Origin of the sequence: Hahella sp. CCB-MM4 (genome assembly GCF_002260525.1) — a bacterium.
Lineage (GTDB): Bacteria > Pseudomonadota > Gammaproteobacteria > Pseudomonadales > Oleiphilaceae > Hahella.
This window is the reverse complement of record NZ_MRYI01000004.1, coordinates 238,442-263,128: the sequence shown is the minus strand read 5'-3', so window position 1 is coordinate 263,128 and position 24,687 is coordinate 238,442. Positions and strand designations below refer to the sequence as shown.

Annotated in this window: 20 protein-coding genes; 15 read left to right on the top strand and 5 right to left on the bottom strand. The window is 50.9% G+C overall.

What is annotated here, in order from left to right:
* The first annotated feature begins 299 nt into the window (after positions 1 to 299).
* Positions 300 to 2,735 (top strand): vWA domain-containing protein, encoded by a 2,436-nt coding sequence (locus BTA51_RS10885; protein ID WP_246840998.1) that lies wholly within the window; start codon positions 300 to 302, stop codon positions 2,733 to 2,735.
* 57 nt (positions 2,736 to 2,792) lie between these two features.
* Here BTA51_RS10885 and cysK read toward each other — a convergent pair whose 3' ends face one another.
* Entirely contained in the window at positions 2,793 to 3,758 is a 966-nt protein-coding gene (gene cysK / locus BTA51_RS10880; protein ID WP_094707473.1) for a cysteine synthase A, read from the bottom strand.
* 307 nt (positions 3,759 to 4,065) lie between these two features.
* Between cysK and BTA51_RS10875 the strand changes: the two genes are divergently transcribed.
* Positions 4,066 to 4,908, top strand: a complete 843-nt coding sequence (locus BTA51_RS10875; RefSeq protein ID WP_094707472.1) for a MoxR family ATPase — start codon at positions 4,066 to 4,068, stop codon at positions 4,906 to 4,908.
* Positions 4,909 to 4,942: 34 nt separating this feature from the next.
* Complete coding sequence (locus BTA51_RS10870; RefSeq protein WP_094707471.1) at positions 4,943 to 6,121, top strand: VWA domain-containing protein; 1,179 nt, start codon at positions 4,943 to 4,945, stop codon at positions 6,119 to 6,121.
* A 4-nt stretch (positions 6,122 to 6,125) separates the two neighbouring features.
* Here the strand turns inward: BTA51_RS10870 and BTA51_RS30150 are convergent, their stop codons facing one another.
* The gene (locus tag BTA51_RS30150) at positions 6,126 to 6,281 is read right to left on the bottom strand and encodes a hypothetical protein (protein ID WP_168188130.1); all 156 of its coding nucleotides are present in this window, start codon (positions 6,279 to 6,281) and stop codon (positions 6,126 to 6,128) included.
* 195 nt (positions 6,282 to 6,476) lie between these two features.
* On the opposite strand from BTA51_RS30150, the gene BTA51_RS10865 reads away from it, so the two are divergent.
* Genes BTA51_RS10865 through BTA51_RS29905 form a run of 9 tightly spaced genes read left to right on the top strand, consistent with a single transcriptional unit; the run spans position 6,477 to position 15,417 of the window.
* The gene (locus BTA51_RS10865; RefSeq protein ID WP_246840997.1) at positions 6,477 to 7,064 is read left to right on the top strand and encodes a hypothetical protein; all 588 of its coding nucleotides are present in this window, start codon (positions 6,477 to 6,479) and stop codon (positions 7,062 to 7,064) included.
* 14 nt (positions 7,065 to 7,078) lie between these two features.
* Entirely contained in the window at positions 7,079 to 9,067 is a 1,989-nt protein-coding gene (locus BTA51_RS10860) for a lipopolysaccharide assembly protein LapB (protein ID WP_094707469.1), read from the top strand.
* Positions 9,064 to 11,847 carry a tetratricopeptide repeat protein gene (locus BTA51_RS10855; RefSeq protein WP_094707468.1) on the top strand — a complete coding sequence of 928 codons (2,784 nt, stop codon included), beginning with the start codon at positions 9,064 to 9,066 and terminating at the stop codon, positions 11,845 to 11,847. The genes BTA51_RS10860 and BTA51_RS10855 overlap by 4 nt, the downstream gene beginning before the upstream one ends.
* Positions 11,825 to 12,448: a tetratricopeptide repeat protein gene (locus tag BTA51_RS10850; RefSeq protein ID WP_094707467.1), complete on the top strand. Its 624-nt coding sequence runs from the start codon at positions 11,825 to 11,827 to the stop codon at positions 12,446 to 12,448. Before BTA51_RS10855 ends, BTA51_RS10850 begins: the two co-directional genes overlap by 23 nt.
* Before the next feature lie 10 nt (positions 12,449 to 12,458).
* The gene (locus BTA51_RS10845) at positions 12,459 to 12,737 is read left to right on the top strand and encodes a hypothetical protein (protein ID WP_094707466.1); all 279 of its coding nucleotides are present in this window, start codon (positions 12,459 to 12,461) and stop codon (positions 12,735 to 12,737) included.
* Between the two features lie 36 nt (positions 12,738 to 12,773).
* A complete protein-coding gene (locus BTA51_RS10840; protein ID WP_094707465.1) occupies positions 12,774 to 13,421 on the top strand; it encodes a MotA/TolQ/ExbB proton channel family protein in 648 nt (215 codons plus the stop codon).
* A gap of 15 nt (positions 13,422 to 13,436) precedes the next feature.
* A complete protein-coding gene (locus BTA51_RS10835) occupies positions 13,437 to 13,955 on the top strand; it encodes a biopolymer transporter ExbD (protein WP_094707464.1) in 519 nt (172 codons plus the stop codon).
* Positions 13,952 to 14,452, top strand: a complete 501-nt coding sequence (locus tag BTA51_RS10830) for a biopolymer transporter ExbD (protein ID WP_094707463.1) — start codon at positions 13,952 to 13,954, stop codon at positions 14,450 to 14,452. Before BTA51_RS10835 ends, BTA51_RS10830 begins: the two co-directional genes overlap by 4 nt.
* A complete protein-coding gene (locus tag BTA51_RS29905) occupies positions 14,449 to 15,417 on the top strand; it encodes an AgmX/PglI C-terminal domain-containing protein (protein ID WP_141215573.1) in 969 nt (322 codons plus the stop codon). The genes BTA51_RS10830 and BTA51_RS29905 overlap by 4 nt, the downstream gene beginning before the upstream one ends.
* Positions 15,418 to 15,521: 104 nt before the next feature.
* Here the strand turns inward: BTA51_RS29905 and BTA51_RS10815 are convergent, their stop codons facing one another.
* The 3 genes from BTA51_RS10815 to BTA51_RS10805 form a co-directional block, all read right to left on the bottom strand.
* Positions 15,522 to 15,992, bottom strand: coding sequence for a MaoC/PaaZ C-terminal domain-containing protein (locus BTA51_RS10815; RefSeq protein ID WP_094707460.1), 471 nt, complete (start codon positions 15,990 to 15,992; stop codon positions 15,522 to 15,524).
* A gap of 108 nt (positions 15,993 to 16,100) precedes the next feature.
* Positions 16,101 to 17,093, bottom strand: coding sequence for an alpha/beta fold hydrolase (locus tag BTA51_RS10810; protein WP_094707459.1), 993 nt, complete (start codon positions 17,091 to 17,093; stop codon positions 16,101 to 16,103).
* Positions 17,094 to 17,345: 252 nt separating this feature from the next.
* On the bottom strand, positions 17,346 to 17,552 hold the full coding sequence (locus tag BTA51_RS10805; protein ID WP_094707458.1) for a hypothetical protein: 207 nt from the start codon (positions 17,550 to 17,552) through the stop codon (positions 17,346 to 17,348).
* A gap of 87 nt (positions 17,553 to 17,639) precedes the next feature.
* Between BTA51_RS10805 and BTA51_RS10800 the strand changes: the two genes are divergently transcribed.
* The 3 genes from BTA51_RS10800 to BTA51_RS10790 all read left to right on the top strand — a co-directional run bounded on the left by BTA51_RS10800 (position 17,640) and on the right by BTA51_RS10790 (position 24,680).
* Positions 17,640 to 19,325: an AMP-binding protein gene (locus tag BTA51_RS10800; RefSeq protein ID WP_094707457.1), complete on the top strand. Its 1,686-nt coding sequence runs from the start codon at positions 17,640 to 17,642 to the stop codon at positions 19,323 to 19,325.
* A gap of 124 nt (positions 19,326 to 19,449) precedes the next feature.
* On the top strand, positions 19,450 to 23,337 hold the full coding sequence (gene hrpA, locus BTA51_RS10795; RefSeq protein ID WP_094707456.1) for an ATP-dependent RNA helicase HrpA: 3,888 nt from the start codon (positions 19,450 to 19,452) through the stop codon (positions 23,335 to 23,337).
* 224 nt (positions 23,338 to 23,561) lie between these two features.
* The gene (locus BTA51_RS10790; protein WP_094707455.1) at positions 23,562 to 24,680 is read left to right on the top strand and encodes a beta-ketoacyl-ACP synthase III; all 1,119 of its coding nucleotides are present in this window, start codon (positions 23,562 to 23,564) and stop codon (positions 24,678 to 24,680) included.
* The last annotated feature ends 7 nt before the right edge of the window (positions 24,681 to 24,687 follow it).

Genomic DNA, 24,687 nt, shown 5'->3' with positions numbered 1-24,687 from the left:
TGCCGGACGGTGGCTCTTTCAAATCCATGCTCCGGATTTGATTTATCCTATGTTGTATCGAATGACATGCAGGCATGCTGGAGAACTGGTCCGATGTGCCGGTAATGTTTCAATTCTTTCAAAATCAAGCATCTTCTAGCTTCTACTTAAGACTTTTCTTTAAATATCGCGTTGTAGTCCCCGAAAAAGCTGCTATAAATGAGTAGTAAGGCATGGTCTGTCTTTCTGGTGGGGCGGGCAGTGTCCGGTTAACGGGCGATTTGTGCCCAGAGTTTAATGTCTTCGGAAGAGTAATTGCCTTGAGTGGACTAACCACCTTGTTTTTCAAGAAATTCCAGGTCCTATTTGTCATTGTCCTGGGTCTATGCTGGATGCCCTCTATCCATGCTGAAATGGTGATCCCCGAAAGTTCCGATGTTCGGGTTTTGATCGATATTTCCGGCAGCATGAAGAAAAATGACCCTAAGAACCTGCGTAAGCCTGCCTTAAATCTGATTACGGAGCTCCTTCCGGAGGGGAATTCTGCCGGTGTCTGGACCTTCGGTGAATATGTCAACGAATTGGTGCCGCATCAGAAAGTCACGCCAAAGTGGCGCACGCTGGCGCGGGAAAAAAGCAAGGAGATCAGCTCATCCGCTTTGTTTACCAATATCGGTGCTGCGCTTGAGAAATCATCGGAAGACCTGCCGCCTGGAGCCGATTACTCCAATACACATTTTATTCTGCTGACCGATGGGGTGGTGGACATCTCGAAGGCGACCGGCGCCAATGTCACGGAACGTGAACGGATACTGACCGAAGTACTCCCCAGGTTCAAATCGATGGGGGCGAAGATTCATACCGTCGCGCTATCTAAAAATGCTGACCAGTCTCTGCTGCAGAATATCTCTATTGCCACCAATGGAATTTATGCACTGGCGGAATCATCCGATGAGCTCAGTAAGGTATTTCTGCAGGCTCTTCAGACAGCCGCGCCTGCAGAGGAAATTCCTCTGGAAGACAACAAGTTTGACGTGGATTCCAGTATCGAAGAGTTTACCGCCCTGATTTTCCGGGCTGATGAGAACAGCCAGACCGCGATCATCGAGCCGACAGGCGAAAAATTTACGGTAGACAGCAAGCCGGAATATGTTCGTTGGTTCAGAGAAGTCGGCTATGACCTGATTACGGTCAGTCGTCCTCTGGAAGGAGAATGGAAGCTGGAAGCGGAATTGGCTCCAGGAAGCCGGGTAACTGTCGTGAGTAATCTCAGAATGGTGATGGATCCGCTGCCTTCCAATTTCTATGCAGGGGACCAGCTGCAGCTTCAAGTCGGTTTCTTTGAAGACGGTGAGCAAATTACAAACGCCACTTTCCTGGGCCTGGTTGCGGTGGACGTCACTATCAAAACCGAGGATAACAAGTCCGGCACCAAACGGATATCCAAGGACGGCGAGCCTCCTGCGGATGGTGTCTTCCGGGAAAAGGTCACCAAGTTAAAGGATGTTGGCCGCTATGAGGTCAGTGTGTTGGGTGACGGACGGACATTTCGTCGCCAGATCCGTCAATTGATCACTCTCAATGCGCCCATGGCGGTGGACCTGGAGGCGACAGGGACAGGCGAGGATACCCGTTACCGGGTAGTGGTCAATGCCCTCAGCGACCACATTGATACGGAACAGACTTCCATTATCTCTAAGGTTAAAGGGCCTGACGGCAGTAATCTGATCAAATCAATCCCCTATAATCCGGATACCGGGCGCTGGGAGCTTGACATCGAGCCGACCAAGGGAGACGGGGTGTACGAGTTGAATCTAAGGGTTGAGGGAGTTGCCACCACGGGAGGGAAATTCCGTTTTGATCCGGATGTCATCACTGCAGAATTTCCTCGTCAGGAAGCTTCGCCAAACGAGTATCGCTCTCTGGTCGATTCGGAAGGTGCTGCATCGATGAATGATGCGTTGGCGGAAAGTGTTGCCAAACCACCTGAACCGGTGCCTGAGCCTGTCGCAGAACCAACAGGGGAAAGCATCGTTCCCGCAATTCCGGAAGACGTTGCCCAAAAAGCACTGGAAGAGCAGGAAGCGGCAATGTCTGAAGACACGGAAGAGAAGCCAAAGAGCAGTAAACGGACCATCATGTATATCGTTGCCGCCGTGGGTGGAGGGCTCGTTGTCATCAGTTTGGCTGGCTTGGGTATCTGGGCCTTGATGAAAAAGAAGAAAGAGCAAAAGCTCCTGGCCGAACGGACTTCAGGAAGCTCCAGGGAACCTCGTACTCTGAAGCAGGAGAAAGAGGAGGCTGAACCTGCGAAGGTAGAAGAAGATGCTGAGCCGGATCTTGAAGATGAGATCGAGCAGCTTGAAAACCCCGCCTTCAGCATGGACGAGTCGCAGGAGTTCAGCGTTGAGGAAGAAGAAATGCCGCCGGAACAGGGCAGCAAAGATGAGACGGACGATATGGAGTTTTCGTTGGAAGAATCGGAAATGTCCGAACCCGAACCTCCCGAGGAAGACACTGAGGAGCCTAGTGCAAAGGAAGATACTGATACGGGTTCTCAGGATGATATTGATGAATTACTGAATCAAAAGGCTGCTGAAGCCGATGAAGATAAAGACAAATCGGCGGAAGAACTGGCCGATGAGATTCTGAAGTCCAACGAGAAAGGGGCTGACATGGATGATGAGTTCAATCTCGAGGATTTTGATATTTCCGATACAGATGATCTTCCCTCACAGGACAGCAAGGAAAAATAATACAGCCAGGGATAATTATTAAAGTGCCGCCGGTGGGGAATACCGGCGGCGCAGAACTTACTGCTGAGTTTCCTTATCGGAGAACACTTCTGCAAATAGTGGGCTTGATAAATATCGTTCACTGGAATCAGGAAGAATAACCACGATGGTTTTGTCCTTGTTCTCGGGTCTTTCCGCAACGCGCGCGGCAGCGGCTACGGCGGCTCCACAGGATATTCCTGCCAGAATTCCTTCTTCTTTCATCAGTCTGTGAGCATATTCAATCGCTTCTTCATTGGTTACCTGCTCGACACTGTCCACCATGTCCAGATCCAGGTTCTTCGGCACGAAACCAGCGCCGATGCCTTGAATCTTATGTGGGGCGGGCTGTACCGGAGTGCCTGCCAGCGTTTGGGAAATGACGGGTGAAAGCGCCGGTTCAACGGCGATCGACGTAATTGCCTTACCCTGAGTGTTTTTGATGTAGCGGGAAATGCCGGTAATGGTGCCGCCGGTGCCGACGCCGGCAACGAGAATATCGATACTGCCTTCGGTGTCATTCCAGATTTCCGGCCCGGTGGTTTTTTCGTGAATTTCCGGGTTGGCTGGGTTTTCAAACTGCTGCAACAGCAAATGGGTATCCGGATCTGTCGCAACAATTTCATTGGCCTTATCGATGGCACCTTTCATGCCCTTGGCGCCTTCGGTCAGCTCCAGTTCTGCGCCGAGGGCTTTCAGGATCTTACGCCGTTCCAGGCTCATGGTATTCGGCATGGTCAGTACCAGCCGGTAACCACGGGAAGCGCAGACAAAAGCCAGTGCGATACCCGTGTTTCCGCTGGTGGGTTCAACTATCGTCATGCCCGGCTTCAGGCGCCCGGATTTTTCTGCATCCCATATCATATTGGCGCCAATACGGCATTTAACTGAGTAAGCCGGATTGCGGCCTTCAATTTTTGCAAATACACGGCCATTAGTGACCCGGTTCAATTTAACCAGTGGGGTATTGCCAATAGAAAGGGAATTGTCTTCGTAGACGGGCATGGAGTTCTCCTCATAACGTTCAAGGTGCTGGCTTCAGGACACAGGCGGTCCTGTGATAACGGTGGCACAGATAGGCAGCTTATTCAGATTACGTTGGGTCTGCAAACACCAATATTCACTTGTCTGCATGGAATTATGTGTTTTAGCCGTAAGTTGTAACTTTTAGCCAAGGTTGAGGCAGGAATGACCAGCGTATAAACTTCGACTTTGGTCTAATATCGGGAATTGGCTGGGAAACCTGGCAGTGGTGCACTGCAGTCAAGTAGCAGGTTAAGAAAAGAAGGCAAGAAAAGACGGGTACGAATGAATGAAGTTCACTGGAACAGAAAACTACGTTGCAACAGAAGATCTACAGTTGGCGGTGAATGCAGCGATTGCTCTGCAACGTCCATTACTGATCAAAGGTGAGCCGGGGACCGGCAAAACAATGCTGGCCGAGGAGCTGGCAGAAGCATTAGGGGCTCCTCTGATTCAGTGGCATATCAAATCCACCACCAAAGCCCAGCAGGGACTTTACGAATATGATGCTGTGTCCCGTTTAAGGGATTCCCAGCTTGGGGATGATCGAGTTCACGATATCCGGAATTACATTAAGAAAGGCAAACTCTGGGAGGCCTTTGAATCCGAGCAGCAAGCCGTACTGTTAATCGATGAAATAGACAAAGCGGATATCGAGTTTCCAAACGATTTGCTGCTGGAGCTCGATAAGATGGAATTTTATGTGTACGAGACCCAGGAGCGGATCAAGGCGACGACACGTCCGATTGTGATTATTACCAGTAACAATGAAAAAGAGCTGCCGGATGCCTTCCTGCGTCGCTGCTTCTTCCACTACATCAACTTCCCGGATAAGGACACCATGCTGGACATCATCGAGGTGCATTATCCTGGCATCAAGAAGGAATTGGTCAAGGATGCGCTCGATATCTTCTTTGACGTCCGTAAAGTTCCTGGGTTGAAGAAGAAACCCTCCACCTCTGAGCTCATCGACTGGCTTAAACTTCTGATGGCCGATGAGTTGCCGGAAGATATTTTGCGTCAACATGATGTCAGTCAGGCTATTCCACCGTTGTACGGTGCGTTGGTTAAAAATGAGCAGGATGTGCATCTGTTGCAGAAACTGGCATTTATGGCCCGGCGCGGTGGCTGATCTGCGGAAACTCGGAAGATAACCGGAGAGAAGCATGCTGATAGATTTTTTTATGGCCCTCCGCAAAGCCAAGGTGCCCGCGACCCTGCGGGAATTCCTGGATTTTCTGGAGGCATTGCAGCATCGGCTGGCATTTGCCGACATGGATGAGTTTTATTATCTGAGTCGTGCCTGCCTAGTGAAAGATGAGAAGCATTACGACAAGTTCGATCGGGCATTTGCTGCCTATTTCAAGGGATTGGAAGATCTGAATGAGCTTTTGGAGGCACTGATTCCTGATGACTGGCTGCGCAAGGAATTCGAGCGTCAGTTAACGGAAGAGGAAAAAGCCCAGATCCAGTCTCTTGGTGGGCTGGAAGAGTTGATCGAGGCCTTCAAGAAAAGGCTGGAAGAACAGAAAGAACGCCACGAAGGTGGTAATCGCTGGATCGGCACTGGCGGCACATCGCCCTTCGGAGCCAATGGCTATAACCCGGAAGGAATTCGGATCGGCCAGAAAAACTCCCGTAACAAGAAAGCGGTAAAGGTCTGGGAACAGAGAGCCTACAAGGATCTGGATGATTCCATCACGTTGGGAATCCGTAATATCAAGGTCGCTTTACGCAGGTTGCGCAAGTTCGCCCGTCAGGGGGCTCAGGAAGAGCTGGATATGCCGGATACGATTCGCAGCACCGCCAATAATGCCGGCTACCTTGATATCAAGATGGTGCCTGAGCGCCATAATACGGTGAAAGTTCTGCTGTTTCTTGATGTGGGTGGTTCCATGGATCCCCATATCCGAGTGTGTGAGGAGCTGTTTTCGGCAGCCCGTTCTGAATTCAAACATCTTGAGTATTTCTACTTTCACAACTTCATTTATGAGCGGGTCTGGAAGAACAACATCCGCAGGATGTCTGAGACAACACTGACCTACGATATCCTGCATAAATACAGTTCTGACTACCGGGTGATCTTTGTCGGCGATGCCAGTATGGCGCCCTATGAAATCACGCACCCCGGCGGCAGTATCGAGCACTGGAATGACGAAGCAGGTGCCGTCTGGATGCAGAGAGTGATGGAGAAATTCGACAAAGTCGCCTGGCTCAATCCGTTGCCACAGCAGTATTGGGGGGAGGGCGGTTCCCTTGGTATTACCAAGCAGCTGCTAAGCGAAAAGATGTTCCCAATGACCATTGAAGGGCTTGAGCAGGGAATGAAATATCTCAGCAAATGATTGCTTAATCAGTGATCTCTTGGTGAATATTCCTGCCCGCTTTGACACCGGCACGAGAGTGCCGGTTTGTTTTTCCTGCATTCATACCCGCATTAATACCGGTATCCGCGGCGCTCATACTTACACCCGCGGCGCTCATACTTACACCCGCGACGCTCATACTTACACCCGCAACGCTCACGCTTGCACTCACACCTATACCCGTAACACTCACACCGGGACCCGCAACGCTCGATAAATCACGCCGTTTTTTGCATGCCGACAAGTTTTAACCATGTCTCGTTTTGTAAAGAATTGTCTCTCTTGAGTAAAGGAGTTCACACTTTTGTTGCTGAAGCAGTGGTAATATGGCGCCATGAAAATGTCAGACGGTTCAAATACCAAGGTGCTATGGCCTATGTTTCCTTTTGCCACCAAGGAAGTCCTCAGTAAGGCACTCCTCAATCTGTTGTTGGTATCTCTGGTCATTGCTTCTGCTCCTGCCAACTCCACAGAAAACCTAGCGCAGAGAACAGAGTCCCTGAAGAAAAGGGTGATTGAACTCAACCGGGAGCTATATAAGCTCGAAGAAGAAATTCTGTATCCTGCCAACACTCAAGTGGTCGTGTTTCTGTCCGTGGCTGACAACGTTGACTTCGATCTGGATTCAGTTGAGCTGAATCTGAACGGTAAGCTTGCGACCTCCTATCTTTACTCCGAACGGGAAATGAATGCTCTGAAGCGCGGAGGTGTACAGCGCTTGTATATGGGAAGTCTGTCGGCAGGGCCGCATAAGGTGGAAGCCGTCTTTAATGGCCGAGGGGGAAATGATAAGTACTTTCGTAACGCGGCCAATCTGAACTTTGAAAAGGCCTCAACATCAAAATTCCTGGAACTGCGCATAGAGCGCGGAACCGGTAAAGGGAATCTGCCCAGGTTCCTGGTTAAGGAAATGCAGCACTAGTTGGGGCGTTATTGATGTTCTCTTCATCATTGTCCCGCCTTCGTACCGGTTTAGCCTTTCTTGCGATGGCATTCTCAGCCCTTCGGACCGCTGGTAGAGTTTCGGCCCTCAGGCTCACTGTTGCCTTTGTGATCCTGATGGCGACAGCCAGTCAAGTATTCGCGGATGCAGCCGCTGATGAACTCTTGCACCGCGAAGCTTTGTACCATTTCTACAACAACGATTACCTGAAGACTCTGGTGCTGCTTGAGAACTCCCATGTGGGTTCCAACCACATCGATAATGAATACCACAACCTGAATCATATTCTGGCCCTGGAGACCAACCTAAGGTTCGGGATGGCGTCCACGGTTGATGAGATTCTTCAGCATCTTGAGTTCACCGCCAGGGAAAAGGATGTCAAGCAGACCGTGCTGATGTTCAAAGGGCGCAAGGCTTATAGCCAGGGCCGGTGGAGAGAAGCTGCGAATCTTTATGCGGATGCCCTCAAGGGCCGGACACTGACGAAACCCGAGAAGGATGAGGCGCTTTACTATCTTGCCAACAGCTATCTGAAGGTCAATCAGGTCAACGAAGCTGCCAAAGTACTCGGAGCGATTAGTGACGGCAGTCTGTGGGCGGCCTATGGCTACTACAATCTCGGCGTTTATTACGCCCGGAAGGATCCTGATCACAGTCGTGCATTTGTGTCACTGAGAGTGGCCTCGGCCATGACCGATGAGACCCTGGAAGGACTGGAGCTGAATGATCGTATACAGCTTTCTGCCGGTCACATTGCTCTTGAGGAGCAGGACTACAACAAAGCCCTGTCGTTTCTGAAAAATGTCCGGGCGGCCGGTACCAGTGCTCCGGCAGCCATATACGATTATGGACGTGCCTTTGCCGGCTTGGGCCGGTATCGCACGGCTATCCAGTCCTGGCACCGGGCGAAAAAATTTGCGTTGGTGATTCCCGGTGTCGCAGACACATTTCAGGCGATCGCCTATGGCTACGAGCAGGAAAACCTGCGGGCGACGGCCATTGATGCCTATCTGGAAGCAATTGCCGTCTATGAGAAGGAATTGCGTCAGCTGGATTCCATTACCAACTCGTTGAATACCCAGGGGGCGCTGCAAACACTGGTGGAAATCAAACGCCAGAACAACGGCGTGGAATGGTTTCTGGCGACAGATCTGGTCACCAACACGCCAACGGTGGCCTTCGTTAACTTCATGATGGAAGACCCGGAGTTCTATGGCTTAGCCAAAGAAGCATTGCAACTCAATAGTTTGCAGGGGGCGGTCGAAGATGGTCTTCACCAGTTGACGGTGTTCAAAAAAATGCTGACACGGCGTGCAAAGGAGATTGGTGGGGCTGCGGCAAAAGGCCAGAAAAAGCTTGATACCCGTATGCTGAACGCATTGGTGGATGAGCGTAATGAATTGGCCAAATCTCTCGCTGAAGCCGAGAAAAAACAGGATTACCAGGCATTCAGCCTTCCGGAATATGCGAATGCCGGTAAAAAGCTTGAGCAACTGCAGGCGGAAATGCAGTCCCTGTCCGGTCAGCTCTCCGAACGGGAGAGGCAGGACTATGAGCAGAGAATTCAGCGTTTAAAAGGGCTGGTTCTGTGGAATTCCGTGGATGAGTACAAACAGAACAGAGTTGATGTCGTTACCACCATGCAATCCGTGGATGATCAACTGAATCAGTTAAAAGAAAACTTCCTCCGCTTGAAAGATGACTTCGGGCGTGGCCACGGGCTATTCCAGTCCAAGATCGAACGCGTACAAAAGCTCACCTCTCTCTACTCAGATCTTCGTCAAGATCTGGACATTGAACTTAAAGAGCTGGATAACGAATTAACCCGACAGGGGGTTGAGTTGCTCAAGCAGCACAGAGATCAAATCGACTCCTATTATGTACGGAGTCAGTTAGCTCTGGTTAATTTATACGATGATCTGGCCCTGGCTGATCTGGAGAAATCGAAGGCCAAAAGCGACAAAGGGGAGGCTCCCCTATGAGAATGCTGTTGCTGATGGGAGTCATACTCGGTTGTCTGTCCACCCAGGTTTTGGCAGACAGCAACAAAGCCATCGTGATTGTAGACAAGGATGAAGCAGACAAAACGATCGGTGAACTGAAGCCGGCCTATATCGATTTTAAATTTCGCACGAGCCCCCGTGTGCCTTTGAATGAGGTGGTGCTCAGATATACCCGGCTGATCAAGGAAGCGAAGGATTCCGAGGTTCGGATAAAGGCCCTGCACAGATTGGCCAATCTGGAGGATCTTTTTGGAGCACAACGCCCGGATGGCATGATTGATAAGGAAATCTGGCATATTGCGATCCAAAGTTATGAAGAGGTTTTAAAGCAGCATCCTTCGGAGAAGGGGAATGACTGGATTCTTTATCAGTTGGCTCGTGCCTACGAAAATGTTGGAAAAACCGATAAAACCCTTTCGATTCTGGAACGGCTCACCGGTCAATACCCGCAGTCAGGGCTGGTGCCGGAATCCTGGTTTCGGATTGCTGAATTACGCTATTCACGCGGTAACTATGCCAAGGCGGAAAAGGCCTATGGCAAAGTGCTGGATATGTCCAGAAACAGTGGCTTTCAGGAGAAGGCACTGTATATGACCGGATGGTCCCAATATAAGCAGGATCGACATTCTGAAGCTCTCAATACGTTTCTGGAAGTGCTCAAAGCGATCGGTGATTCCCGGGGAAGCGTGGATTCCGCAGAAGCCGTTGAAGCAGATACCCTGCGTATTGCCTCTGTGATTGCCAGTGCTGAACAGGGTCCAAAAACTCTCGCCAGGGCCATCGCGAAGCACAGCTACGACGATATGGCGCCGGCACTCTATGGACGGCTTTATCAATTTTATCTTGATGCGGAACGTTATCAGGATGCGAGCGATACGTCCCAGGCATTTATCGACGAATATCCCGTCTCACCCAAACGAATCGATTTTCATGAGAGAAAAGTGGCGGCATACCAGCTGGGACGCCTGCCTTCACTGGCCTGGAAGGAGAAGGAAACCGTAGTTGCAGAACTGGCTCCGGGAAGCGATTACCTGAGCCGTCAGGACAAAGATGTCAAGACTCATGTCAACGCGGTTCTATATGGATATCTGGATGAACTCGGACAAAGAAGCTATGCCCTGGCCGCGCAAAAGAAAGGGGAAGCCCATCGTGCCAGCCTGCTGGAGGCAACCGGCTACTTTTCTATGATGGTTGATCTTTATCCCCGTGAAGCGGCTTCAGCTCAAGCTTCCATGTTGGCGGGTGAGGCCTACTTTCAATTGAAGGATTGGCCAAATGCGATTAAGTCCTACGACCGTGTGGCCTATTTCTATACTGACTCTGAACAGCGGGCAGAGGCCGGATATGCCGCCATCCTGGCGTTAGGGGAAGCTCTGAAGGAAACCCCTGATGATCAATTTTTGCGGGAAGAGCGGGTTAAGGCGCTGATCCGGTTTGTCGACACCTTCGGCGATGATGAAAGGAGCGATAGCGCACTGCTGCTGGCGGCGAGTGAAGAGTATGAAATGGAGCACTATCTCCAGGCATTTAAGCTTTCACGTCAAGTGGCAACCGGCAGTCAACAGCCGGCTATTCTGAAATCAGCCTGGAAAGTGGCAGGTCACTCAGCATTTGCTTTGGATCGTTTCATGGAAGCGGAAGAGGCCTATCAAAATGCATTGAAACTCCGCACTAAAAAGGATGCAGATTATGCAAGCCTTACCGATAGCCTTGCGGCAAGCATCTATAGCTTGGGGGAAGTGCGCGAAAGACAGGGTAATATCCAGGCAGCCTTTAACGAGTATAAGCGCATAGTTGAGCTTACCCCGGATTCTTCGGTACGAACCAGTGCGCAATATGATGCCGCTATGCGGGCCATTGATCTGAAATACTGGGATGAAGCGGAAGCTCTGATGACCAATTTTCGGAGCAGGTTTAGTCAGCATACCCTTGCAGAAGGCATTGGAGAAAAGCTGGTATTTGTCTACATGCAAAGTGGTCAGCAGGTGCAGGCGGCAAACGAGCTGAAACGGATTACCAGTGAGGAAAAAGACCCTGAGCGCCGTCGCAAAGGGCTGCTGCAAACCGCCCAGTTATTCCGGGATGCGGGAGAGGCTGTTTCTGCCGGGGATTTGTATAAGCGCTACATCAAAGAATATCCACGTCCTTTTGAAGCGGCGATGGATAGCTACCAATCACTGATCGACATTGCCCGGAATTCTGAAGGAGACAAGGCCGTCAGATATTGGCAGCAGCAATTGGTCAGTTTCGAAGCGGATGGTGGGAGTCAGCGGTCTGTTGAAAGCAAAGCGTTGGCAGCGGAAGCAAGTTGGAATCTGCTACAGAACGAGAAGGAAGAGTATGACCGTGTCAGGTTGACGCTGCCTTTGGCGAAATCACTTGCCCGTAAACAGGTACTTTTGAAATCCCTGGTGGCTCAGTTAAACCGTACGCTTGAGTACGGTATCCGCGAATATGTCACGGCAGCCAATCACATGATGGGGGAACTCTATCTGCAGCTTGGGCAGGATATTATCGGATCTGAGCGTCCCGCCAATCTGTCGGATCTGGAGCTTGAGCAATATGCCCTGTTACTTGAAGACCAGGCCTTCCCGTTTGAGGATAAGGCAATCGAATTGCTGGAGCAGAATGTGTCCAGAACCCGCGAGGGACTTTATGACCAATGGATCAGGGAAAGCTATGCCGCGTTAAGCGAATTATTACCCGTCAGATATAACAAGCAGGAGGTGGCCGTTGATGTGCCTGAATCTCTGCAATAGCCTGTATCTCTGCAAGAAAAGTTTCAAACTCCAGTTGATTACCACGATGGCTGCACTCTGGTTGGCCGGTTGTGCTTCTTCACCTGAAACCCCAGTGCCGGTGGTGGCTCCTAAACCGGCAGTGGTGGTAACTGAAGAGATGCAGCAATTGTACGGCAATGCGTTGCAGGCTTTTAACCTGGAACGTTTGGGGCAAGCGGAAGTGTATCTGCAACAGTTGATTGATATTGAACCCAATCTGAGTGCTCCCTATGTGACCCGCGGGCGTATAGCGGAAATGAAAGGGGACAAGGAATCTGCAAAGTTGCTGTATCGTCACGCACTGGAGGTTGATGCGGGTAATCATATGGCCATGCATCAGTTGGCGATGCTTGCCCGGGAAGAAGGGGAGTTTGAACGTGCCCGGGAGCTCTATGAAAGTGCCATCGCATTGAAACCGGAGGAGCCTCTATACCATAGGAACTATGCCATTTTGCTGGATCTGTATTTAGGGGATCTGGAAAATGCATTGAAGCACTATGAACTCTATCAAAAAATTAGAAAACAACCTGATAATCAGGTGGCATTATGGGTAGTAGATCTCAAACGTAGAATTCAATAAAGGCTCAGTTATGCAGATTCATCAAAGGCTTGCTATCCTTTTTACGGCTCTCTACAGTATCACCTCCGCTGCCGTAGAACGGATCGAACTGGAGGGAACCTCAGTTCGAGGTGATCAGGAGCAGCCCCAGGTCTTGTATCTGATTCCGTGGCAAACACCCAAGAGTCCTGAGATTCAGGTGCCGGCGCCAAAGCAGGAATTGGATGGCATTTTAGAGCCGGTGGAGAGACAAAGCTTCCGCGAGCGCCTGTATTACAGGCAGTATCTTAAAATCGGCGACCTGGAATAGCATTAGTATCTTTGATTTTTACAGGAGCCTTCTCAAATGTTTGAGACTATCGTTCGCTTTTTTCAAGACGGCGGAACCTTTATGTATCCTATTGCCGTTGTGTTAGTACTTGGCGTAGCGATTGCAATAGAGCGGTATGTTTACCTCAGTGTTGCAAAAGTCAGCAACCGTTCTGATTTCAATAAACTGATTCCTATGGTTAGGAAGCGCGACTATCGTGGCGCGCTCAAACATGCCAACCAGTCGCGTACGGCTATGGCAAGCATTATTGGCGCCGGTATAGGTCGCTTGTTAAACCGCCAGTCTCGTGATGACATTGAATATGCCATGGAAGAGGGGTTGATGGAGGTGCTGCCAAGGCTGGAAAAACGTACCCAGTATCTGGCCACTCTGGCGAACGTATCCACTCTGCTTGGGCTGTTGGGGACCATTATCGGTCTGATCGCGGCCTTTACCGCCGTTGCGAATGCGGACCCTGCCGAGAAGGCCAACCTGTTATCCCAGAGTATTTCCGTGGCGATGAACACCACCGCATTCGGTCTGATTGCTGCTATTCCATTGCTGCTTTTGCACGCTATCCTGCAAACCAAAACTAACGAAATTGTTGACAGTTTTGAAGCCGCCGGCGTGAAAATCATGAACCTGATTTCTGAGCGTAGTAACAACGGTACTGAACAAGCTTAATCCAGGATAATCATCATGCGTCGTAAGCATCGTCGCCCGGAGCGCAATGCTGAGCTTGATATTACCGCGTTCATGAATCTCATGATCGTTCTGGTACCGGTGTTACTTATCAATCTCGTATTTGCGCAGACCAGTGTTCTGGACCTGAATTTTCCAGAGTCCACTGGGGGCAACAACAATGAAGAAAACCTGCAGTTGCAGGCCATTATCCTGGATGACCGGTTAATTGTCGCTGACAACAAGGGCGGGGTGATCAAGCAGATCCCCAAACTGGAAACCGGTGAACACGACTTTGCATTGCTGAGTCTGGTTGCCAAGGATATCAAGGCCCGTCTGCCGGAGAAGCGCGATATCACAATTATGCCCAAGGATAATACCTCCTATCAGACTCTGGTAACCGCCATGGATACTCTGAGGTCTTATAGAACGGTTGTGGCCGGCAGTGTTGTGAATGCGGAACTGTTTCCAGACATATCCATCGCGGACGCTCCGGAAATCATCGATCCCATGGCTGATGCGGGAGGTGCTCAATGAAGCAGTCCGCCCGCGCAAAAAGAGTGCAGCGCCACTATCGGCGCATGCACAAAACAGCCGGTTTGAACCTGGTGTCCCTGATGGACATATTTACCATCCTGGTTTTCTTCCTGATGGTGAACTCATCGGACGTTCAGGTCTTACAGCAGAATGCGGATATCAAACTGCCGGTTTCGGTTGCTGATCAGCTGCCAAGAGACCTGCTGACGATCAATGTCTCCGAAGACAATATCGTTGTCGGTGGTCGGGTGGTTGCAAATGCCGGAAAGGCTGCTGATCAGGAGTCTCTGATCATCGATGGCCTCAAAGCAGAGCTGGACTATCAGGCATCGAGAACCGTTGCTGAAGATCCCAACGGCAGGCCAATTATGGTCATGGCTGATAGGGAACTGCCGTACAAACTGCTGAAGAGAATTATGTCCACCTGTGTGGAATCCGGTTACAGCAGTATCTCCCTGGCAGTATCTCGCAAGGGTGAAGGGGAGGCCGGAGCATGAGAACCGCGAGTGTACCATTGCCCTGGCAGGTGGATGCCAAAGAGCGTGACCGCTTCCTGTTGATTCTGCTGTGCTGTTTCCTGGTATTTCTGGTCATTGGTACGATTGTCCCGCTGGTTAATCTGCCCGAGAAAAGCCGTGAGGAGCTGGAAGCCCTGCCTCCTCAGCTGGCCCGGGTGGTCATTGAGAAGCGGGAATTGCCGAAACCCGAAATCAAGAAGCCCGAACCGGAGCCGCCCAAACCTGAGGAAAAAAAGGAAGAGCCGGAACCGAAACCCGAGCCGAAGCCCGAACCTAAACCCGAACCCAAACCCGAGCCGAAGCCTGAGCCTAAACCCGAGCCCAAGAATGATGTTCAGAAAGCTCGCGAGAAGGCCAAGAGCACAGGACTTCTGGCATTGAGTGATCAGCTGTCAGAACTGAGGGCCTTAGCGGATACGGCACCGGCAACGGACCAGCCGCTGTTGACCGCTAAACCGATAGCGCGTAAGTCTTCTGAAGGCTTGGTCAACAGTGTTTCCACCAAGAGCAGTGGCGGTGTGGACACCAGTCAGCTTGACCAGAGCACGCAGAAAATGGCGTTGGCGACTCGTCAGGTGACTGAAGTGGAATCACCGGTGGCTGAACAGGTGGCAAAAGAAGAGGCTGCGGCGAAGCAATCCAGAAAAGGTGGCGGGCGTTCAGCGGAGGAAATCCGCCGGGTGTTTGACTCCAATAAGGGGGCTATCTCGCGGATCTACAAGCGTGAGCTGAGGCAGAACCCGACCCTGAAAGGTGCTGTCACCTTTGAGCTGGTGCTGGAATCCAACGGATCGGTATCTTCCTGTGATGTTGTCAAAAGTGAGCTGGGCAATCCGGAAGTTGAACGCAAAGTCTGTGCAAGACTGCTGTTGGTCAACTTTGGTGCCAAGGCAGACACTGAGAAGCAGAAGGTGCAATATCCCATCGACTTCTTCCCGACCTGATCAGGGCTTGGATGAGGGAATAAAAAAGCCGGACAGTTGTCCGGCTTTTTTGGTTCTTGATAGCGTAAGCTTGATTGGATAGAGCAAGGCTCTACGAGATGCGGTTAACCGATGGTGATTTCCGGGAGTTCCGGTTTGTCTACCTGCATCTTTTCTTTTGGCGCAATGACTTTGGCCTGACCGGAAACGACTTGCTCGTCATTTTGGTTGTGGATTTCACACTGTAGTACCACGCGGCCTTTCGGAAGTTTTTCCGTTACCGTAATCCGGGCAGTCAGAATGTCGTTGATTTTTACTGGCCTCAGAAACGCCATGCTTTGTTCAAGATAGATAGATCCTGGACCTGGTAATACCGTGGCAATGGCCGCCGATATCAGTGCTCCTGACCACATTCCGTGTGCTATCCGCTCTTTGAAAACCGTCGTTTCTGCAAATTTTGGATCCAGGTGAACCGGATTCATGTCGCCTGAGACGGCAGCAAACAGGATAATTTGATCCTCGGTCAGGGTTTTGGTGAATGTGGCAGTATCTCCCACATCCAGTTCGTCATAAGTGAAGTTTTCTAATACGTCCATAAGTCTACTTATCGTACCTGGTAAATTGAGACACTGTGTTCAGTGTAGCTTATATTCAACCCGGAAGCATGGCCGTCCGTCGGCCTGACAGGCTCGGTGGTAACAGGCTCAGTGGTGACAGGAGTCAGGCAGTAAATGGTGTTGCTCAAGCCATTTCACCATATCCTGAATAACTTCGTCTTTATTGGTTTCGTTTAACATCTCATGACGGCCATCCGGGTATAACCGGCAGTTCAGTTGCTGAACTCCGCTATTCTTGAGTTTACGGGACAGCTCCTTAACGCCTTTGCCCATTCCTCCCACGGGGTCCCTGTCTCCGGAGAGAAGATAGTAAGGAATATTTTTGGGGAGCTTTCTGAGGTTGCGGGAAGCTGAGATGTCCCTCAGTCCGCCGAGAAAGTCGCACCATAATTGAGTGGTTGCGATAAACCCGCAGGCAGGGTCATTGATGTATCGATCCACCTGTTCCGTATCCCGGGACAGCCAATCGTGGCTGGTACGGTTAGGTTTGAAGTGATCGTTGAATGAGCCGAACGACAGGAAATCCAGAAATTTGCTGGTGGTCCTCGCACCCAGACGAAGCTTCTCCAGTCTGGCAATCTGGACGGCGGCTTTGAACTTTATTGGTGGGGAGTAATTGCTTCCCGAAAGAATCAGGCCGGACAAAGCGGTGGGGTAGTTCATCAGGAAGCCCATGGTGATAAAAGAGCCCATGCTATGGGCAAATAGTACATGGGGGCCCTGATGACAGTGCTGCTGGCAATATTGGTAGACCAGATTGACGTCTCCGACCACCTTGCGCCAGCCGTCCTTGTCGTCATAATGTCCGAGGAGCTTGCCTCTTGCTGAACGCCCATGGCCACGGTGGTCGTGGGCTATTACCATGAAGCCCTGTTCGGTAAGGGCTTTGGCCAGATGTTCATAACGGGCGCTATGCTCTGCCATCCCGTGTACGATCTGAAACACGCCCTTGGGAGCCCGATTTTGGGGTAGCCATTTATAGAGGGTAATTTGGTGACCATCGATACTTTCGATGGTGTCCGGACTATGGCTTTCGTCCAATCTTTCAGCACTGGCCAGGTCTGATTCCTGATACTGCATCCTGTTTACTCTTTTTCTTCAGATATGATGTAAGGGATTATGGTTTTGGTTGATGACAATGACAGGTCAAGAATTCCCGGTGTATTGATCATTTATTGGCTAATCAGAAGGTTATGACGCCAAACAAACCTTGCCACATTATCAAATATCATACCTTTGTCTATGTTGTAGGTCGCAAAGCTGGTATTCTTAGCACCCAAAATAACATCATCATCAACTGCAATATGTCCTAACCCATATGGGGGATGTGGTTCACTGTAGTTTCATGAAACCGACAATCTTCCATGAAACCGATAAAGTTCCATGAAACCGATAAAGTTCCATGAAACCAATAAAGTTCCATGAAACCGATAAGGCCAGCCCCGGGTTGCCAGGTTCATCAACGCAGGTGGTGCTGTGAGCAGTGTTGTCGGTGGCTGCTAAATATCCTGAAAATGCGGGCATAAAAGTCCAGGTCATTCTGACAACCCGGTATTGGATATCTCTGCCGGCAAATTCACAACAAAAGAATAACGATTGATAGCGATTGTATTGGGAGACAGGCGTATGGAGAACTTTTTCAAGGACAAGTACCCTCCGGGTATCCCCTCTGAGGTTGAGTTGGACAAGTATGCTTCTGTGGTTGAGATGTTCGAGCAGGCTTGCCAGAGGTTTGCCGATAAACCGGCATTTTCGGCATTGGGAACCACCATTACTTACGGTGAGCTGGAACAGTATACCCGACAGTTTGCAGCCTATCTGCAGAATCACACCAACCTGAAGCGCGGCGACCGTATCGCCGTTCAGATGCCAAATCTTCTGCAATACCCGATCGCGGTGTATGGTGCCATGCGCGCCGGTCTGGTTGTGGTGAACACGAATCCTCTGTACACCGCCAGGGAAATGGAACACCAGTTTAATGACTCGGGAGCCAAGGCGCTTGTCGTGTTGGCTAACATGGCGGCGACCGCTGAAGAAGTGTTGCCCCACACTGGCATCGAAACCGTGATTGTGACCGAAATCGCCGACATGCATTCTCCGCTGAAGCGTTTCGTCATGAACAAGGCGGTCAAGTACATCAAAAAAATGGTGCCCCCGTTTGATATTCCTGATGCGGTAAGTTTCACCAAGGCACTTGGCCTGGGAAGCAAAAGCACGTTCAGGAAGGTTAAGATCAAACGCGACGATCTGGCAGTGCTGCAGTATACCGGCGGCACGACCGGGGTGGCCAAAGGGGCGATGCTGACCCAAGCCAACCTGGTTGCCAATGTATTACAGCTGAAACCACTGCTGACTGTTCGACTGGGTGAAGGCTGCGAAACCATCATAGCACCGTTGCCGCTCTACCATATTTATTCCTTCACCATGAACTGCGGCATTATGCTGGAGACAGGCAACCACAGCGTTTTGATTCCCAATCCGCGGGATCTGGACGGGTTCGTCAAGGAATTGCAGAAGTGGAACTTCACCGGGTTTCTGGGCATCAATACGTTGTTCGTTGCACTGTGCAATAACGAAGGTTTCCAGGACCTGGATTTCAGTCACCTCAAAATTACCGCCGCCGGTGGTATGGCTCTGACATCGGATACTGCCAAGATGTGGAAAACCGTCACCGGTTGCGATGTCACGGAAGGCTACGGTATGACTGAAACGTCACCGGTCGTATCCATTAATCCCATCAATGCGGTGCAGATCGGTACTATCGGATTGCCCATACCTAATACCCACGTCAAAGTGATTGACGATGAAGGTAAGGAGTTGTCGGTAGGGGAGGCTGGTGAGCTGTGTGTGAAGGGCCCTCAAGTCATGAAAGGCTACTGGCAGCGTCCGGATGAAACCGCCAAGACGATGACAGAAGACGGCTGGATCAAGACGGGCGATATCGCACTGGTTCAGAATGACGGTTATCTGCGGATTGTCGATCGTAAGAAGGATATGATCCTGGTATCCGGCTTTAACGTGTATCCCAATGAAATTGAGGACGTGGTTGGCAGTCACCCGGATGTGGTGGAGTGTGCGGCCATTGGGGTTCCCGATCTGAAGAGCGGTGAAGTGGTAAAAGTCTTTGTAGTGAAGAGCAGTCCGAATCTTACCGACAGTGCGTTGAAAGAATTCTGTCGTGAACGATTGACCGCTTACAAAGTGCCTAAATTCATAGAGTTCCGGGACGAATTGCCGAAATCCAACGTGGGCAAGATCCTCAGACGCGAATTGCGTGATGAGGAAGTCAAGAAACACAGCCATGCGGCCTGACGGTAGATACTGACGACCCAAAAAGGCCGGTCATCTCCCGGCCTTTTCCTTTTCGCCCTTCCTGCTATCAAAGGCGGGCTTACAAAGATGCCTTTTCCCGTTATCATTCTCCCCCTGTACATTCATGACCAATACGCGATTTTCCGTGAAAGCATTTAATCCTGATCTGGTGCTGACTAAAGACCGGTACCGACTACAGCAGCAATGGCGCCAGCTGCAGCAAAAAGAATCTGAAAAAGACCTGGAAACCTTTTGTAAGAAAGCGGAAGCCTCCGCTGCTTTAAGAGAAGAAAGGCGGCAGAAAGTTCCGGCAGTGAAATATCCGGAGACATTGCCGGTAGTCGAACGCCTGGATGATATCCGGCAGGCGATTGCAGAGCACCAGGTGGTCATTGTGGCGGGTGAGACCGGTTCTGGGAAAACCACTCAGTTGCCTAAACTGTGTCTGGATATGGGGCGTGGGATTTCCGGTATGATCGGTCATACCCAGCCACGCCGTCTGGCGGCCAGGGCTGTCGCCAATCGTCTGGGTGAAGAGTTGCAGTGTAAAGTTGGCGATCAGGTAGGATTCCAGGTTCGGTTTTCCGATCAGAGCACGCCACATACTCTGGTTAAGGTCATGACCGACGGGATTCTGTTGGCGGAAACCCAGCATGACCGTTTTCTCAGCCGCTACGATACCATCATTATTGATGAAGCCCACGAACGCTCCCTGAATATCGATTTTCTTCTGGGCTATCTGAAAAATATTCTCCCTAACCGGCCGGATCTGAAGTTGATCATTACCTCCGCTACCATCGATGTGGAGCGGTTTTCCAGCCACTTTGAAAGTGCACCGGTGATTGAGGTTTCAGGGCGGACCTACCCGGTTGATATCCTCTATCGTCCATTGGTGAGCTCCGAAGAAGGAGATGCGGACCTGTCACTGCAGGAAGGCATCCTGGCAGCAGTCAGTGAAATTGAGCAGATTGAAAGGGCCGCCGGAAAAGGGCCGGGCGATATTTTGATCTTTATGGTTGGTGAGCGGGAAATCCGGGAAACCGCCAACGTATTGCGAAAAGCTGAGCTGCGCAATACGGAAATATTGCCTCTCTATGCCCGCCTGAGCCACCAGGAGCAAAGCCGAATTTTTCAATCCCATGGTGGCCGGCGTATTGTCCTGTCCACTAACGTGGCTGAGACCTCTCTGACCGTGCCGGGAATTCGTTATGTGATTGATCCGGGTGATGTCAGAATCAGCCGCTACTCCTACCGGTCAAAAGTGCAGAGACTTCCGGTGGAAGCCGTTTCCCAGGCCAGTGCCCAACAACGGGCTGGTCGCTGTGGCCGGGTGGAAGAGGGGATATGTATTCGCTTATACAGTCAGGAAGACTTTGTCAGTCGACCGGAGTTTACTGACCCGGAGATTCTGCGTACGAATCTGGCTTCCGTTATTTTGCAGATGCTTGCCTTACGGCTGGGGGATGTGTCCCGGTTTCCTTTTATGCAGCCACCGGACAAGCGGTACATCAACGACGGATATAAGCTGCTGGAAGAAATCGGTGCTGTCAGTAAGGATCGGAAGCTGACTAACGTCGGCCGTAAGCTTTCCCGTTTTCCCATAGATACCCGTCTGGCCAGGATTCTGCTTGCTGCCGCAGAGCAGCATTGCCTGGGCGAGATCCTGGTGATTGTGTCGGCGCTGGCCGTTCAGGATCCCCGTGAGCGTCCTCATGAAAGCCAGCAGGCGGCAGACCAGAAGCACGCTCAATGGTCTGATGAGCAGTCGGAATTTCTCGATTTTCTTAACCTTTGGCGCGCCTATGAGGAGCAGCGTCAGGAGTTGTCCAACAGCCAATTACGGGCCTGGTGTAAGAAAAACTTCCTGTCGTTTCTCCGCCTGCGGGAATGGCGGGATACTCACCGGCAGTTGCTGATTCTCTGCCATGACCTGGACTACAAGGAAAATGCCGAGCCTGCGACCTATGAGCAGATCCATAAAGCCTTGTTAACCGGACTGATCAGTCAGGTGGGGCAAAAAGATGAGAAAAACGAATACGTCGGCCCCAGACAGCGCAAGTTCCTGATATTTCCCGGCTCCAGGCTGAAGAAGAAAAGCTTTCCCTGGATGATGGCTGCCGAGCTGGTGGAGACCAGTCGATTGTTTGCGCGAACCGTGGCCAAAATAGAGCCGCTCTGGATTGAGCATATTGCTCCTCATTTGCTGAAGACCAGTTATCTTGAGCCCCATTGGTCGAAGAAACGGGGCGAAGTGCAGGCCTTTGCTCAAATGAGTCTGTATGGGTTGGTCGTCGTTCCCCGGCGTAGAGTGAGCTATGGACGGATTGATGCGAAGTTGAGCCGTGAGCTGTTGATTCGTGAGGGGCTGATTGAAGGGGAAATCCTCTCCCGGCTGCCATTTATTCGGGAGAATGCGGCAAACCGGGAATCCGTTGAGCTGATCGAAGCCAAGACTCGGCGCAAGGATCTCCTAATCGATGATGAAACGTTGTTTCAGTTTTACGATGAGCTTTTGCCGGCTGACTGTACCACCGTTAAAACACTCGAATACTGGTACAAGCATCTGTCGGATTCAGAAAAGAACTCACTGATTCTTACTGAGGAATATCTACTCAGAAGCCGGCCGGAAACGGATCTTGGCGTTGCCTATCCGGATAATCTTCAGTGGCGGGGCCAGCAATTCAAGCTTGATTATGCCTTCAAGCCCGGACAAAAAGATGACGGGGTCACCATTGAGGTGCCTCCGGCGGCTTTGCAACAGTTGCCTGTCAGCCGACTGGAATGGCTGGTGCCAGGAATGTTGAGGGAAAAATGTGAAGCCTTGATCCGGTCTCTTCCCAAATCTCTGCGGAGAAACTTTGTTCCCGTACCGGATTTCGCTAAGGCAGCGTCAGAGGCGATGGAGCCGACTGATGAGCCTCTTACCGCTGTGCTGGGGCGTCAGCTCAGAAAGATGACGGGAATTACCATCGATCAGGAAAGCTGGAATGTGTCCGCATTGCCGGATCACCTGAAAATTACCATCGCGGTGGTGGACAGTAAAGGCAAGGTCATCGCCAGCGGCCGCGACTACCATCGTCTGGTGGATCAGATCGGAAAAGATATCGAGACAGCGGTAGCCGATAGTGGTAACCAGCTGTTCGAGGAAAAAGCCGGTCTGGTTGCCTGGGACTTTGATAGTGTGCCTGCCAAAAAGCAGGTCGAGCAAGGTGGCGCAAACCTGTTTCTATTTCCTTACCTGCGTGACGATGGTAAATCGGTTGCCCTGACCGCCGGGTTTGATGAGCAGGGTGCACTGGTACAACACAGCCGTGGGGTCGCAAGACTGATCATGTTTGCCCTGGCTGATACGGTGAAGTATCTGCGTAAGAATCTGCCGAAGCAGAACGAAATCGGTCTGTATTATGCGCCTAAGGGTAAACTCGAACCCCTGGTCGACGATCTGATTCTGAGTTCGGCGATGGAGGTGTTTCTCACTGGAAGAGAGCCGATTCGAAACCGGGAACAATTCAAGCAGCGATTGCAGTCCTGTAAGGCTGATTGGGTGGGGGCGGCAGAGGAAAGAGCGCTTCTTTTGCATGATATTCTCAAGCAGCATCATGCGCTGAATAAAGTGCTGTCAAAGTCTACTGTGCTCGCGCTTGCCATGCCAATGGCTGATGTTAAACAGCAGCTGGCCCATCTTGTCTTTGATGGCTTTCTGAAGCAGGTGCCGGGTGAGTGGCTTCGCCATTACCCTCGATACCTGAAGGCCGTAGAAGAGCGTTTGGAAAAAATGCCGCGGCAGGTAAGTCAGGAACGTGATTTCCTTCGTATCATAGAACCAATGTGGAAGCGTTACGAGGAAAGGCTGGCCAAGCATCAGAAAGAAGGGGTGTCTGACCCGGAGCTGGAGCTCTACCGTTGGATGATGGAAGAATTCAGGGTGTCCTTTTTCGCGCAAAAGTTGGGGACATCCATGAGCGTATCGGAGAAAAAGCTCCAGAAACAGTGGGAAAGCGTCACTCTATAACCTTGCCTGCCTGACACCTTGTCGCGTGGTGCCTGACAATTGGTTAATGAAATGAATAGCCATCCATGCTATTCGGGGGAATGTGGTATCATTCTCCGGTTATGCATTCCGGGAGTCCTTAACTGTGTCATCTGGTCCCGGTGATTAATTGACTGGTTTCTATTCCTGCACGAGTGAAAATCTGAGGAAACCAGATAAAAGATAAGATTGAAAGAGGCTGCATTGTGAATTCAGTAGTGATAAGTGGCACTGGGCTATATACCCCTAAGAACAGTATTTCCAATCAGGAGTTGGTGGAATCCTTTAACGCCTACGTTAACAAGTTTAACCAGGAACATGCCGAAGCCATCCGGAAAGGTGATATGGAGCCTCTGCAGGAATCCTCTGCTGAATTTATTGAAAAAGCTTCCGGCATCAAAAGCCGCTACGTGCTCGATAAAGAGGGCATTCTGGATGTAGATTACATGCATCCGCATTTGCCTGAGCGCAGCAACGAAGAGCACAGTATTCAATGCGAGATGGCACTGGTCGCAGCCAGAGAAGCGCTGGAAGAGGCCGGGCGTTCTCCCTCGGATATCGACGCGGTGATCGTGGCCTGCTCCAATCTGCAGCGGCCTTATCCTGCAGTTTCTGTTGAAGTCCAGGCGGCTCTCGGCGTTGAAGGTTTTGCCTACGATATGAATGTGGCCTGTTCTTCGGCAACCTTCGGTATTCAGGCCGCTTGTAATGCGATTCAGTCCGGCACAGCCAAAGCTGTCCTGATGATTAATCCTGAGATCTGCAGCGGACACTTGAACTTCAGGGATCGGGATAGCCATTTCATTTTTGGTGACGCCTGTACTGCGGTATTGCTGGAGCGTGCCGATCTCGCCAAAGTCAAAGGTTACGAAGTATTAGGCACCAAGTTGCAGACCTTGTATTCCAATAATATCCGTAACAATTTCGGATTTCTGAATCGTTGTGATGAACGCGGTGTCGGGGCTCCGGACAAGCTGTTTATCCAGAATGGCCGCAAAGTGTTCAAGGAAGTGGTGCCCATGGTCTCTGATATGATTCAGGCCCATATTGCCGAACACGGAATCGGCGCACAGGATCTTCGTCGCCTCTGGCTCCATCAGGCCAATCTGAACATGAATGTGCTGATTTCTAAGAAAGTATTGGGTCGGGAAGCCACTCACGAAGAGGCTCCGACCATCCTGGATACCTATGCCAATACAAGCTCAGCGGGATCCATCATTGCGTTTCATAAGCACAAGGAAGGACTTGATGAGGGTGCTCTTGGAGTCATCTGTTCATTCGGTGCGGGCTATTCCGCAGGCAGCGTGATTGTTCGCAAACTCTGAGGCGCGG

Coding starts and splice junctions, on each gene's coding strand:
- BTA51_RS29905 (WP_141215573.1), top strand. CDS start 14,449: ATGAGAACCGCGAGTGTACCATTGCCCTGGCAGGTGGATGCCAAAGAG.
- BTA51_RS10875 (WP_094707472.1), top strand. CDS start 4,066: ATGAAGTTCACTGGAACAGAAAACTACGTTGCAACAGAAGATCTACAG.
- BTA51_RS10850 (WP_094707467.1), top strand. CDS start 11,825: ATGTGCCTGAATCTCTGCAATAGCCTGTATCTCTGCAAGAAAAGTTTC.
- BTA51_RS10830 (WP_094707463.1), top strand. CDS start 13,952: ATGAAGCAGTCCGCCCGCGCAAAAAGAGTGCAGCGCCACTATCGGCGC.
- cysK (WP_094707473.1), bottom strand. CDS start 3,758: ATGCCCGTCTACGAAGACAATTCCCTTTCTATTGGCAATACCCCACTG.
- BTA51_RS10800 (WP_094707457.1), top strand. CDS start 17,640: ATGGAGAACTTTTTCAAGGACAAGTACCCTCCGGGTATCCCCTCTGAG.
- BTA51_RS10840 (WP_094707465.1), top strand. CDS start 12,774: ATGTTTGAGACTATCGTTCGCTTTTTTCAAGACGGCGGAACCTTTATG.
- BTA51_RS30150 (WP_168188130.1), bottom strand. CDS start 6,281: ATGAGCGTCGCGGGTGTAAGTATGAGCGCCGCGGGTGTAAGTATGAGC.
- BTA51_RS10805 (WP_094707458.1), bottom strand. CDS start 17,552: ATGACCTGGACTTTTATGCCCGCATTTTCAGGATATTTAGCAGCCACC.
- hrpA (WP_094707456.1), top strand. CDS start 19,450: ATGACCAATACGCGATTTTCCGTGAAAGCATTTAATCCTGATCTGGTG.
- BTA51_RS10815 (WP_094707460.1), bottom strand. CDS start 15,992: ATGGACGTATTAGAAAACTTCACTTATGACGAACTGGATGTGGGAGAT.
- BTA51_RS10835 (WP_094707464.1), top strand. CDS start 13,437: ATGCGTCGTAAGCATCGTCGCCCGGAGCGCAATGCTGAGCTTGATATT.
- BTA51_RS10870 (WP_094707471.1), top strand. CDS start 4,943: ATGCTGATAGATTTTTTTATGGCCCTCCGCAAAGCCAAGGTGCCCGCG.
- BTA51_RS10855 (WP_094707468.1), top strand. CDS start 9,064: ATGAGAATGCTGTTGCTGATGGGAGTCATACTCGGTTGTCTGTCCACC.
- BTA51_RS10860 (WP_094707469.1), top strand. CDS start 7,079: ATGTTCTCTTCATCATTGTCCCGCCTTCGTACCGGTTTAGCCTTTCTT.
- BTA51_RS10810 (WP_094707459.1), bottom strand. CDS start 17,093: ATGCAGTATCAGGAATCAGACCTGGCCAGTGCTGAAAGATTGGACGAA.
- BTA51_RS10845 (WP_094707466.1), top strand. CDS start 12,459: ATGCAGATTCATCAAAGGCTTGCTATCCTTTTTACGGCTCTCTACAGT.
- BTA51_RS10865 (WP_246840997.1), top strand. CDS start 6,477: ATGAAAATGTCAGACGGTTCAAATACCAAGGTGCTATGGCCTATGTTT.